This is a genomic window from Streptomyces sp. CA2R106, assembly GCF_037034245.1.
In the GTDB taxonomy this organism is placed as follows: Bacteria; Actinomycetota; Actinomycetes; order Streptomycetales; family Streptomycetaceae; genus Actinacidiphila.
In genome coordinates, this window is sequence record NZ_JBAGKC010000001.1 from 502,166 (window position 1) to 514,801 (window position 12,636).

General features: G+C 70.8%; 11 protein-coding genes. 7 read left to right on the forward strand and 4 right to left on the reverse strand.

Annotation, left to right across the window (positions count from 1 at the left end):
- Positions 1 to 172: 172 nt before the first annotated feature.
- Positions 173 to 1,300 (forward strand): LLM class flavin-dependent oxidoreductase, encoded by a 1,128-nt coding sequence (locus tag WA788_RS02245; protein ID WP_335970946.1) that lies wholly within the window; start codon positions 173 to 175, stop codon positions 1,298 to 1,300.
- The gene (locus tag WA788_RS02250; protein WP_335970947.1) at positions 1,297 to 1,935 is read left to right on the forward strand and encodes an FMN reductase; all 639 of its coding nucleotides are present in this window, start codon (positions 1,297 to 1,299) and stop codon (positions 1,933 to 1,935) included. Before WA788_RS02245 ends, WA788_RS02250 begins: the two co-directional genes overlap by 4 nt.
- Positions 1,936 to 2,060: 125 nt before the next feature.
- On the opposite strand, the gene WA788_RS02255 is transcribed toward WA788_RS02250, so the two are convergent.
- Complete coding sequence (locus WA788_RS02255) at positions 2,061 to 3,359, reverse strand: hypothetical protein (RefSeq protein WP_335970950.1); 1,299 nt, start codon at positions 3,357 to 3,359, stop codon at positions 2,061 to 2,063.
- Positions 3,360 to 4,215: 856 nt separating this feature from the next.
- Here WA788_RS02255 and WA788_RS02260 point away from each other — a divergent pair.
- Positions 4,216 to 5,745, forward strand: coding sequence for an MFS transporter (locus WA788_RS02260; RefSeq protein WP_335970951.1), 1,530 nt, complete (start codon positions 4,216 to 4,218; stop codon positions 5,743 to 5,745).
- Positions 5,746 to 5,815: 70 nt separating this feature from the next.
- The gene (locus tag WA788_RS02265; protein ID WP_335970952.1) at positions 5,816 to 6,640 is read left to right on the forward strand and encodes an ABC transporter ATP-binding protein; all 825 of its coding nucleotides are present in this window, start codon (positions 5,816 to 5,818) and stop codon (positions 6,638 to 6,640) included.
- A gap of 88 nt (positions 6,641 to 6,728) precedes the next feature.
- On the opposite strand, the gene WA788_RS02270 is transcribed toward WA788_RS02265, so the two are convergent.
- Positions 6,729 to 7,205 (reverse strand): MarR family winged helix-turn-helix transcriptional regulator, encoded by a 477-nt coding sequence (locus WA788_RS02270; RefSeq protein ID WP_335970953.1) that lies wholly within the window; start codon positions 7,203 to 7,205, stop codon positions 6,729 to 6,731.
- A gap of 210 nt (positions 7,206 to 7,415) precedes the next feature.
- Between WA788_RS02270 and WA788_RS02275 the strand changes: the two genes are divergently transcribed.
- Positions 7,416 to 8,075: a TetR/AcrR family transcriptional regulator gene (locus tag WA788_RS02275; protein ID WP_335970955.1), complete on the forward strand. Its 660-nt coding sequence runs from the start codon at positions 7,416 to 7,418 to the stop codon at positions 8,073 to 8,075.
- Between the two features lie 248 nt (positions 8,076 to 8,323).
- The gene (locus tag WA788_RS02280) at positions 8,324 to 9,832 is read left to right on the forward strand and encodes an MFS transporter (protein WP_335970956.1); all 1,509 of its coding nucleotides are present in this window, start codon (positions 8,324 to 8,326) and stop codon (positions 9,830 to 9,832) included.
- Between the two features lie 136 nt (positions 9,833 to 9,968).
- Here the strand turns inward: WA788_RS02280 and WA788_RS02285 are convergent, their stop codons facing one another.
- The gene (locus WA788_RS02285) at positions 9,969 to 10,754 is read right to left on the reverse strand and encodes a dioxygenase family protein (RefSeq protein ID WP_335970957.1); all 786 of its coding nucleotides are present in this window, start codon (positions 10,752 to 10,754) and stop codon (positions 9,969 to 9,971) included.
- A gap of 111 nt (positions 10,755 to 10,865) precedes the next feature.
- Positions 10,866 to 11,375, reverse strand: a complete 510-nt coding sequence (locus WA788_RS02290; RefSeq protein ID WP_335970958.1) for a GNAT family N-acetyltransferase — start codon at positions 11,373 to 11,375, stop codon at positions 10,866 to 10,868.
- A 217-nt stretch (positions 11,376 to 11,592) separates the two neighbouring features.
- Between WA788_RS02290 and WA788_RS02295 the strand changes: the two genes are divergently transcribed.
- Complete coding sequence (locus tag WA788_RS02295; protein WP_335970960.1) at positions 11,593 to 12,588, forward strand: sigma-70 family RNA polymerase sigma factor; 996 nt, start codon at positions 11,593 to 11,595, stop codon at positions 12,586 to 12,588.
- The last annotated feature ends 48 nt before the right edge of the window (positions 12,589 to 12,636 follow it).

Genomic DNA, 12,636 nt, shown 5'->3' on the forward strand with positions numbered 1-12,636 from the left:
CGGAACGGCGGGCCTGTGGACAAGTGCGGGAGCTGTGGAAAACCGCGTCGGCGGGCGGCGCGGGGCGGACGGTCGTCGGGGTGGGGCCGGGGGTGGGGTCCGCGGGAATAGCGCGGTGTGGTGGAATGTTCGTGTGGTTGAACAATCAACCAGATGGGACGGTGGGAGAGCGATGCAGTTCGGAATCTTCACGGTCGGCGACGTCACGACCGACCCGACCACAGGTCGCACGCCGAGCGAGCACGACCGGATCAAGGCGATGGTCGCGATCGCGCTGAAGGCCGAGGAGGTCGGGCTCGACGTCTTCGCGACCGGCGAGCACCACAACCCGCCGTTCGTGCCGTCGTCCCCGACCACCATGCTCGGCTACGTCGCCGCGCGCACCGAGCACCTGATCCTGTCCACGTCCACGACCCTCATCACCACCAACGACCCGGTGAAGATCGCCGAGGACTTCGCGATGCTCCAGCACCTGGCCGGCGGCCGCGTCGACGTGATGATGGGGCGCGGCAACACCGGCCCGGTCTACCCCTGGTTCGGCAAGGACATCCGCGAGGGCATCCCGCTGGCCGTCGAGAACTACGCGCTGCTGCACAAGCTGTGGCGCGAGGAGTCCGTGGACTGGGCGGGCCGCTTCCGCACCCCGCTGCAGTCCTTCACCTCCACTCCTCGGCCGCTGGACGGCATGCCCCCGTTCGTGTGGCACGGCTCCATCCGCAGCCCGGAGATCGCCGAGCAGGCCGCTTACTACGGTGACGGCTTCTTCGCGAACAACATCTTCTGGCCCAAGGACCACTTCAAGCGGCTGATCGGCCTGTACCGCGACCGCTTCGCGCACTACGGCCACGGCACACCCGAGCAGGCGATCGTCGGCCTGGGCGGCCAGGTCTTCATGCGGAAGAACTCCCAGGACGCGGTGCGCGAGTTCCGCCCGTACTTCGACAACGCGCCCGTCTACGGCCACGGCCCGTCGCTGGAGGACTTCACCGAGCAGACCCCGCTGACCGTCGGCTCGCCGCAGGAGGTCATCGAGAAGACGCTGGCCTTCCGCGAGTCCTTCGGCGACTACCAGCGGCAGCTGTTCCTCATGGACCACGCGGGCCTGCCGCTGAAGACGGTGCTCGAACAGCTCGACATCCTCGGCGCGGAGGTCGTCCCGGTGCTGCGTGAGGAGTTCGCGAAGGGGCGCCCGGCGCAGGTGCCGGACGGGCCCACCCACGAGGCTCTGGTCGCCCGCCGCGACCAGGGTGGCCAGGACACCGCGGGCGCCGCGGCCGACAACAAGGAGGTGCGCGCATGACGAAGCAACTGGTGGTGGTCGCCGCGGGCCTCGGCAAGCCGTCGTCCACCCGGCTGCTCGCCGACCGCCTCGCGGACGCCACCACGCGCCACACCGACGTGGACGTCCGGGTGATCGAGCTGCGCGAACTCGCCAACGACATCGCGCAGAACATGGTCACCGGCTTCCCGTCGCCCCGGCTGCGCGACGCCATAGAGGCGGTCACCTCGGCCGACGGCCTGATCGCCGTCACCCCGGTGTTCACCGGCTCCTACAGCGGACTGTTCAAGTCCTTCTTCGACGTCGTCGACAAGGACGCCCTCGCCGGTCTGCCCGTCCTGATCGCGGCGACCGGCGGCACCGCCCGGCACTCCCTGGTGCTGGAGCACGCGATGCGGCCGCTGTTCGCCTACCTGCGGGCCGTGGTCGTGCCCACCGCGGTGTACGCCGCCTCCGAGGACTGGGCCTCGGGCGGCGACGGCGCGCTGGCCGCCCGCGTCGACCGCGCCGCCGGCGAACTGGCCGCCCTCCTGGGCGCGCGCCCGGACCGCCCGGCGTCCCCTGCCGGCGGCATCCCGGGGGAGCGGGCCGCGGCGGACGACATGGAAGTGGTGCCGTTCGCGCAGCAGCTCGCGGCCCTCGCCGTCGACAAGTGACCTCACCGACGGCTGCCCCGTGGCAGGTCACCCACGCGTCTTCGTAAGAGTGACCTGCCGGGCGCCTGGTTGACCGCCCCCAGTGCGGCGGGCAACGCACCGGCACACGCACGCTCCCGTACGCGCTAAGCGGCGCTGCCCGTCGGCCCGCCCGGTCGGCGGCGGTCGTCGAGGAACTCCACGACCGCCAGCGCCCCGAGCGCCGCCAGCGCGATCCAGAAGACGACCATCCCGGTCGGGTACGACCAGAGCACCAGTACGGCAGCCGCCGCCAGGACCACCAGCCAGTGCAGCAGGTGGCGGTACCGGTGCACCCAGGACCCCACCGGCACGGCCCGCACCCCGGCGGCCTGCCTGACCGCCGCGATCCCCGACTCCCACGCCGCCCTGACCCGTACCGCCCACCGGCCGCCGCCGCTCACCCAGGCACCCAGGGCGACGACCACACCCAGCACGACCAGCATGAGCACCGCCTCCCGCAGGAAGCGCACCATCTGGTCGTAGACCGTCCCTGCCGCCTGCTGGTCGATGTTCGTCGGCAGATGGTCGAGGTAGACGATCCGGAACACCGACAGCGCGACACCGAGCGCCGCGATGCCCGCCGCGACCGCCAGCGCCGCCGTCACCACCGCACGCCGCCTGCGGGCCGCCAGCAGCACCCCGCCGCCGGCCAGCAGCAAGGTGATCCAGGGCAGCCAGTTCCCGGCCAGTTGCAGTATCCGGAAGCCGGTCCTGGCCCGCTGCACATCCGCCGACTCCAGCAGCGTGTACTCCACCCGCACCTGCGGGATGTGCGACGCCACTGTGAGCCCGCCGTCCACCAGCCGCTTCTTCACCTGCTCGACGACCGGCGCCAGGTTCAGCTCCACCGCGTCCCCCCGCACCCGCACCGCGCTGCCGGTGTCCCCGGTGAGGACGCCGATGAAGGCCGTGTGCGCCTGGCGGTTGAGCTGCACCCACAGAGTCCTGAACGCGTCACTCGCCACGAACGACGCGACCGTCTGGCGCACAAGGCTCCTGACACCCTCGGTGATCGGACCGCCCAGCGCCCCCAGTGCCGCCTTGACGCCGGGCCGCTTGTCCGGCGCCACCTCCGACAGCAGGGTGTCGATGTCGATCCGCTGCATGATCGCGTCGGTGACATTGGCGGTCACCGCCGCCTGGACGTCAGGCTTCGACGCCAGCGGCGCGACCGTCTGCACATAGCGGCCGGTGTCCGCCATGTCGTCCGCCACCCACACGGCGACCACACTCAGCGGCGCGATCAGCGCGGCCAGGGTGATCAACACGGCCGAGATCGCCGACCGCAGCCTGTGGTGTGCCGGAAGGCGTGCCCGCAGCGCGTCGAGCGCCGCCAGCTCCTCCGCGTCGAGGGGGACCCGGCCGTCGTCTCCGGAGCGCGCGCCGCCCACGTCGCCGGCCATCCGTACGCTCCTTCGCCGCCTCGCCGAACCACTCGGCCCCCGCACCCTCCGCCTTCAGAAAACGGCCTCAGCGCGCTCGCCGCGCGCGCTGTTAGTGCGTACGTGAACTGCCGCGGCCGTCCCCGTACGGGTGACCTGCGCGTCGATCACGCACATCAGCGGATCGAATGCCCGCACACCCGGCGTACCTGGCACGCCTGCACCCTTGCTGCCTCGCTATGGCCCGATCTCGCCATACACGCGGATGCGCCACCACGCCCGTCGAGCCGCGCCATCCGGGTGACAGCGGGTTATGCGCGCGGAGTCGCCGGTTAAAGATCGTTTTGTCGATGCCGTAGGTCCGGCGAAGTCCGGTTCGCGCGGCAGGGTCACACGAAGGGCACACCGGTGCACGTGCGTCTGCTGCTCAGGGCATGCGGGAGTGCGGCGGGAGCGACCCCCTCCGCGCGGGGCGGGTGCATCGCGCCCGTGCGTCCCCTGACCCGCGGGCCGCTCGCGCGCCGCACCGGCCACCGCGCGGCCGACCGCTCCGTGACCGTCATCGCCACCCGGGACGGTCGCCCGATGGCGGTCGCGGGTGATCCCCGCGTCCTCGCCCCGGCCGTAGGCCGCAGGACCGGGGACGCAGGAACTGCCGCCGCGCCCGGGACGGGGCCCGGGCGCGGGCGGCTCCCCGGACCCCTCGCAGCACCGGCCGCGGCGCCCAGTTGGGCCCCGTTGCCGCGCCCCGCCTGACACCGGCACGACCGGCGCCGTGGCAGGGTGCCGTCACTCTCCCGCGTGGCAGCCATCCGGAGCTCCGCCTAGCGTGGAAGCAACCCCGGGGGGTGCGCATTCGCGCTAAGGAGACCACCTCATGGCCCGTGGCACCGAGGACAGCTCCACGGGCTCGGACGTGGAGGGCGGCAGCCAGCGCCGCCGACGTCCGAGCCTCGTCGACAGTCCGAACCACCGCTGGTGGGTACTGAGCGTCATCGCCCTCGCACAGCTGATGGTCGTCCTGGACGCGACCATCGTGAACATCGCGCTGCCGTCCGCCCAGACGGCCCTGGGCTTCAGCAACGGCAACCGGCAGTGGATCGTCACCGCCTATGCGCTCGCGTTCGGCTCCCTGCTGCTGCTGGGCGGCCGGCTCTCTGACCTCATCGGGCGCAAACGGATGTTCCTGATCGGCCTGGTGGGCTTCGCGGTCGCGTCCGCCATCGGCGGCGCCGCCGGGAGCTTCGAGGTGCTGGTCGCCGCCCGCGCCCTGCAAGGCATGTTCGGCGCGATGCTCGCGCCCGCCGCCCTGTCGCTGCTGACGACGACGTTCACCGACCCCAAGGAGCGCGCGAAGGCGTTCGGCATCTATGGCGCGATCGCCGGTGCGGGCGGCGCCGTCGGCCTGCTGCTGGGCGGCCTGCTCACCGAGTACCTGAACTGGCGCTGGTGCCTGTACGTCAACCTGTTCTTCGCCCTGATCGCCTTCGTCGGCGGCTCACGGCTGCTGCACGCGGGCGGCCCGCCGGACCGCCCCGCCCTGGACCTGCCCGGCACGCTCCTGGTCTCCGGCGGCCTGTTCTGCATCGTCTACGGCTTCTCCAACGCCGAACGCCACCAATGGGGCGCGACCAGCACCTGGGGCTTCCTGGTCGCCGGGGGCCTGCTCCTGATCGCCTTCGTGTGGTGGCAGGGACGCGCCCGCCAGCCCCTGCTGCCGCTGCACGTGGTGGGCGACCGCGACCGCGGCGCGTCCTTCCTCGCGATGTTCATCTCGGGTGCCGGCATGTTCGGCGTGTTTCTGTTCCTGACCTACTACCTGCAGCGCACCCTGCTGTACTCGCCGGTGAAGACCGGCCTGGCGTTCCTGCCGATGGTCGCCGTCATCATGATCGTGTCCGTCACCACGACGAACGCCCTCGTGCCGCGCTACGGCGCGAAGCCGATCGTCCCGACCGGCATGGCGTTGGGCGGCGGCGCCATGGTGTGGCTGACGGCGCTCGACGCGCACAGCACCTACGCCGCCCATGTGCTGCCGCCGCTGCTCCTGCTGGGCGCGGGCCTGGGCATGATCTTCGCCACCGGTATGAACCTCGCCACCGCGGGGGTGAAGCCCCGTGACGCGGGCGTGGCGTCGGCGATGGTGAACACCTCGCAGCAGGTGGGCGGTTCCATCGGCACCTCGCTGCTCAACACCCTGGCGCTCAGCGCGGCCACCAGCTACGCGTCGTCCCGGCGCCCCTCGGCGGGGGTCGCGGCCCAGGCCCAGCTGCACAGCTACTCGGTGGCCTACTGGTGGTCGGCCGGCTTCTTCGCGGTCGGCTTCGTGGTCACCTTGCTGCTGTACCGGCGGGGCGTGCCGGCGAGCCTTTCCGACCCGACCGCCCAGGGCGGCGCCCCGATGTGACCCGGCCGCACCGTATCCACATCGCGGAACGCCGCCGCAGGCCGATGGTGCGTACAGCTACCGTTTCTCCATGGCAGCGAACGGCAAGGACACGACCGGTTCCACGCCGCCGGTGGTCGCGGCACTCGACGCGGTCAGCGTCCGCCGATACACCACCGGCCAGGTGATCCTCGACGACATCGACTGGACCGTGCGCTCCGGTGAGCACTGGGCGCTGCTGGGCGCCAACGGAGCCGGCAAGACGACCATGCTCCGGCTGATCGGCGCCCTCATGCACCCGACGACGGGCTCGGTCGAGGTGCTCGGCCACCGCCTGGGCCAGGTCGACATGCGCGAGCTGCGCGCCCACATCGGCCTGGTCTCCTCCGCGCAGAAGGTGCCGCAGGACGCCACCGCGCACACCGTCGTACTGACCGGCCACACCGGCACCGTGCAGCCGCTGTGGCGCAAGTACGACGACGAGGTGCGCGAACGCGCGCACACCCTGCTGTCGGAACTGGAGATCAAGGAACTCGCCGACCGCGCCTACGGAGTGTGCTCGGGCGGCCAGCGGGCGCGCATCCTGGTGGCCCGGGCCCTGATGGCCGACCCGTCGCTGCTGCTGCTCGACGAACCGTTCAACGCGCTCGACCTGCCCTCCCGCGAGGACCTGATCGACGCCATGCACCGCCTGGCGGCCACACGCACCTCGCTGGCCACGATCACTGTGACCCACCACCTGGAGGAGCTGTCGCCGGCGATCGGCCACGTGCTGCTCCTCAAGGAGGGTCGTGTGCTCACCTCCGGCGACGCCGAGCAGGTCCTCACCGCCGAGCGGATGACCGAGTGCTTCGGCCGCCCGATCGAGGTCAGCCGCCACGAGGGCCGGTGGCTGGCCCGCTCAGGGCGCCGCTGACGGCTTGTACGGCCCCGAGAGGCATCCCCGGGCCCCTTTCGGGACGAAAGAGCCGCAGGAGCCCGCTCAGGCGCTTTCTGACGGCCTTTCAGCGCCGCCAGGGCAGGTCGGCGCCCGGCGGGTGGTGCAGTCCGTCCGCGATGATCCGGGAGATCTCGCCGAGCTGCTCCACCTGCTCCGGGCTCAGCCGGTCGAAGATCGCCGCGCGGACCGCCGCGACGTGGCCGGGGGCGGTCCGCACCAGCTCCTGGTGGCCGGCGTCGGTCAGTACGGCGAGCTGGCCCCTGCGGTCGGAGGGGCAGTCCTCGCGCCGCAGCCAGCCGTTGCCCTCCAGGCGCGAGACCGCGTGCGACAGCCTGGAGCGGGTGATCTTGGTCCGCTCGGCGAGCTCGGTCATCCTCATCCGGCGCTCGGGCGTCTCGGAGAGTGTGGCGAGAAGCGCGTAGTACATGTGCGGCATGCCCGCGTCCCGCTGGAGCTGCCGGTCGAGATGGTCCTCCAGCAGGGTCGTCGCCTGCAGGAACGCCCGCCAGGTCGCCTGCTCGTCTTCGGTCAGCCACTCCATGGACACATCATAGGGGAACTTCGTTGAATGTTCAATAAAATAGCTCGATCAATGTGATGCGCGTCACTTTGGCGCGGGAAATATCCGGGGATCAACTCCCCGTTTAACCAGGCGTACGGAAACGGGGACAGCCTCCGTTTCGGCGTCGGGCCGCTCGGACCGGCGTACACCGTGCAACACCAGGACCGGATCGCCGGAAGGAGCTTGGCCGTGACGCTCGACCTCACCACCACCGCCGCTGCCAAGCCGCGCGCCGCGAGGCTGCGTGCCGACGCCACCCGCAACCGCGAGCGGATCGTGAACGCCGCCCGCGAGGCGATCGTGGAGTTCGGCCCCGACGTACCCCTGGACGAGGTGGCGCGCCGCGCCGGCGTCGGCAACGCCACGCTCTACCGCCACTTCACGGACCGCGCCGAACTCGTCCGCCAGGTCGCCCTGGCGGTGATGGCCCGTATCGCGCGGCGCGCCGAGGACGCCCTCGCCGAGGAGTCCGACGCGCTCTCGGCACTCCAGCGCTTCGCCTTCGAAGCGGCCGAGGAGCGCATAGGTGCCCTGTGTCCCATGCTGTCGTCCGCGTTCGACCGCAAAGATCCCGCGGTGGAGCCCGAAGCGCTCCGCATGGAGCACGCGATCACCGAGATCCTGGACCGGGCCCAGCGCTCGGGCCAGGTGCGCGGCGACATCGCGGTCGGCGACCTGACGGTCGCGCTGACGCAGCTGACCCGGCCGCTGCCGGGCAGCGGTTGCGTCGGCTTCGACCGCTTCGTCCGACGCCACCTGCAACTCTTCCTCGACGGACTGCGTGCTCCGGCGCGCTCGACGCTCGAGGGCACCGCCGCGACCCTGGAGGACCTGCAAGGCTGCCATTAACCGTTCGCCCGCGCCCACAGCGGGCACTACCGTTGGCGACTTCGCCTCGTGCCGATCGCTTCGTGGATCGCATCAACCAACGGCCGACAGCACGGCGGCCGACCGGGCGTCGAAGAAGACCGCTCGTCCCCGCATGAACACCCTTGTACGCCGGACCCGGGCCCCTGGATGCCGATCCGGCCCCGGACCGCTTGCTGACAAACGTCCCCACGTCCTGTCACTCCGCAACTCGTTTTGTGAGACCACTCATGTCTGAACAGCTCCAACCCGATCCGAAGCGCTGGACAGCGCTCATATTCATCGCGCTCGCCCAGCTGATGGTGGTGCTCGACGCGACCGTCGTGAACATCGCGTTGCCGTCCGCCCAGAAGGCGCTCGGCATCTCCAACGGCGACCGCCAGTGGGTCATCACCGCGTACACCCTCGCCTTCGGCGGTCTGCTCCTCTTCGGCGGCCGTATCGCCGACCTGTGGGGACGCAAGAACGCCTTCGTCGTCGGCCTGCTCGGCTTCGCGGCCGCCTCCGCCATCGGCGGCGCCGCGGTCAACCCGGCCATGCTCTACGGTGCCCGCGCCCTTCAGGGCGCCTTCGGCGCGCTCCTGGCGCCCGCCGCCCTGTCGCTGCTCGCGGTGATGTTCACCGACGCCAAGGAGCGCGCCAAGGCGTTCGGCGTCTACGGCGCCATCGCCGGTGCAGGCGCGGCGGTCGGCCTCATCCTCGGCGGCGTCCTGACCCAGTACCTGAACTGGCGCTGGGTGCTCTTCGTCAACATCGCGTTCGCCATCGTCGCTGTCATCGGTGCCGTGCTGTACGTCCACGAGCCCGCCACCGGGCGCAACCGCAACCGGCTCGACATCCCGGGCGTCGTCCTCGCGAGCGCCGGCCTGATCTCCTTGGTCTACGGCTTCAGCCGTGCCGAAACCGACGGCTGGACCTCGGCTGTGACGCTGGGCCTGTTCGTGGCAGCTGTCGTGCTGCTGGCCGGCTTCGCCTACCTCGAGGGGCGCGTCAAGGCGCCGCTGCTGCCGCTGCGCGTCGTCACCGACCGCAACCGCGGCGGTATCTACCTGTCGCTCGGCCTGGCCGTCATCGGCATGTTCGGCCTGTTCCTCTTCCTGACCTACTACCTCCAGCAGGTCCAGGGATACTCGGCGCTCAAGTCGGGCTTCGCCTTCCTGCCGATGGTGGCGGGCATGATCGTGGGCTCCACCCAGATCGGCGCGCGCCTGATGCTGCGGGTGCGCCCGCGGCTGCTGATGGCGCCCGGCTTCCTGGTCGCCGCGATCGGCATGGCGATCCTCGCCCAGATCAAGGTCGACTCCAGCTACGCTGAGGTGCTGCTGCCCGGTCTGGTCCTCATGGGCCTGGGCATGGGTACGGCCTTCATGCCGGCCATGAGCCTGGCGACCTACGGCGTGCGGCCGGAGGACGCCGGCGTGGCGTCCGCCATGGTCAACACCTCGCAGCAGGTCGGCGGTTCCATCGGCACCGCGCTGCTGAACACCCTGGCGGCCAGCGCGACCACCTCCTGGGCCACCAGCCACATCCACACGGCTGCCGACCGTAAGAACCCGCTGCTGATCAACGAAGGCGCGGTGCACGGCTACTCGGTCGCCATCTACGTGGCGATGGGCATCCTGCTGGCGGCCTCCGCGATCGCGTTCACCTTCCTGAACGCCGGGGTCCAGAACACGGGCACCCGTGCCGGCAGCGACGACTCCGTCGAGGACATCCCCATCCCGGTCGTCGCACACTGACGCCCGACCAGGCACCCTAGGGTGCCGAACCACGAACGGCAGGTCCCCGCAGCCCCGGATTTCCGGAAGCCGCGGGGACCTGCCGTTCGTCGTGCGCAAGGAGGACGCCGACCGCGTACGCGTGGCGTCCTCGTGCTCAGCCGAACTGGACGGAACGCTTGGCGAGCCCCATCCAGAAGCCGTCGATGACGCTGCGCTGGCTGCCGAGTTCGGCCTCCGCGGCGCCCAGGGTGACGAACAGCGGCGCGAAGTGCTCGGTCCTCGGGTGCGCCAGCCGCCCGGAGGGGGAGGTGCGTTCGAAGTCCAGCAGCGCATCGACGTCCTGGGCGCCGAGCGCCCGGTGCCCCCAGTCGTCGAACTCGGCCGACCAACTCGGCGGTCCGCTGCCCGCATGCCGCAGCGCGGCCAGATTGTGCGTGAAGAAGCCGCTGCCGACGATCAGCACGCCCTCATCCCGCAGCGGCGCCAGCCGGCGCCCGACCTCCATCAGCTTCTCCGGCTCCAAGGTCGGCATCGACACCTGGAGCACTGGGATGTCGGCTTCCGGGAACATCTCCACCAGAGGCACGTAGGCCCCGTGGTCGAGTCCGCGGTCCGGCACGTCCTGCACCGGCCGGCCGGCGCCACGCAGCAGCTTGCGCACATCGTCGGCGAGCGCCGGGGCGCCAGGGGCGTCGTACGTCACCTGGTAGTAGTGCTCGGGGAAGCCCCAGAAGTCGTACACCAGGGGCACGCGGCTGATCGCGCCGATCGCCAGCGGCGCCTCCTCCCAGTGCGCCGAAACCATGAGGATGGCCTTCGGCCGGGGCAGATCGGCCGCCCAGGCGGCGAGTTGGCCCGGCCACACCGGGTCGTCCGCCAGCGGCGGCGCGCCGTGCGAGAGGTAGAGCGCGGGCATGCGCTCAGGGGTCGCCGTGGTCATCGCGCCTCCTTGAAGTTTCAAGCGTCTGCCTCGACGATATCCGATGCGGTTGAGAGTTCAAAGAATCTCGTCGGCTGGCGCCCCGGGGGGCCGGGCGCCGGGGGCGAGCTGTCAGGTGAGCCGCTTCTCGAACCACGCCACGTCGTGATAGACGCCGAACTTGCGGCCCACCTCCTCGTACACGCCGACCTGCCGGAAGCCGAACCGCTCGTGGATGCGCAACGAGGCGTCGTTCGGAAGGGCGATGCCCGCGTACGCCCGGTGCACGTCCTCGCCCGCCAGCGCCTCGAAAAGGCGCCCGTAGAGCAACGTCCCGATACCGCGCCCGCACGCATCCCGCGCCAGATAGATGCTCGTCTCCACCGACGTCGCATACGCCGCCTTCGGCCGGAACGCGCTACTGGTCGCGTAACCGAGAATCCGTCCGCCCGAACCGGGTAGCCGAGCAACCATCAGCCGATGAGGGCCGTCTTCCGGATGGGAGAGCAACCACGGGCGGCGCTCGCCGGGCGTGACGGGAGTGACATCGAACGTGACGGCCGTCTCGCGGACGTAGTGGTTGTAGATGTCCGTCAGAGCTGTCAGATCGGCCTCGCCGCCTGGCCCGACCTGCACGTCCATACGATCTGCCACCGTGCGGCCTCTCTGTGTGGCGAAACAGGGTACTGCATGATCATAAAAAACGGGTGGCGACATGGGAATTGTGTCCGTATTCCAGTCGTTATCCAGAGTGGACGGGGCAGTCGCAGAACTGAGGAAGCCGCGCGACGCGGAAACCGGCGAGGCGGCTGAGCCCATCCGACAAACAGACCGACCGCACCTTCGAAAGGGAGCACGCATGGCAACCCGTGCCGTCGCCCGTCGTCAAGCAGGTGGGACCAGCAGCGTTCGCGCCGCAGGCGGGGAAGTCGCCGACCGCGACCTCGTCGGCATGTACCTCGACGAGATCGCGCGCACCCCGCTGCTCGACGCCGCCCGGGAGGTCGAACTCTCCCGCGACATCGAAGCGGGCGTCTACGCCGAGCGCATACTCGCCGCCGACGCCGACCTTCCCGCGTCCGCGGGCAGCGACGCCAAGCGGGAGGAACTCGAAGCGCTCGTCGCCGCAGGCGAACGCGCCAAGGACATCTTCATCCGCTCCAACCTGCGCCTCGTCGTCGCCGTGGCCCGCCGCTACCCGCGCAGCGGCCTGCCCCTGCTCGACCTGATCCAGGAGGGGAACGCCGGCCTGGTCCGCGCGGTCGAGAAGTTCGACTACGCAAAGGGCTTCAAGTTCTCCACCTACGCGACCTGGTGGATTCGCCAGGCCATCACCCGCTCCATCGCCGACCAGTCCCGCACCATCCGGCTGCCCGTCCACCTCGTCGAGGAACTCGGCCGCATCCGGCGCGTGCAGCGCGAATTCAACCGCGAGAACGGCCGCGACGCCGAACCCGCCGAGATCGCCACGGAACTCGGCTCCACCCCCGAGCGGGTCTCCGACGTCCTCGACTGGGCACGCGACCCGGTGTCGCTGAACATGTCGGTCGATGCCGAGGGCGAGACCGAATTCGGCGACCTCGTCGAGGACGGCGCCGCGCCCTCGCCCGAGGACTCCGTCCTCGTCATGCTGCGCCGCGAGGAACTCGACGGCCTCATCGACCGCCTCGACGACCGCACCGCGTCCATCATCCGGGCCCGCTACGGCATCGTGGACGGCCGCGAGCGCACCCTCACCGAGGTCGGCAAGGAACACGGCCTCACCCGCGAGCGCATCCGCCAGATCGAGAAGCACGCCCTGGCCGACCTGAAGCGCATGGCCCGCGCCACCGGACTGGACTACGAAGCGGCGTAACCACCACCGTCACGCACCGCGTGACCCACAGACCCGGACCCCGGTGCA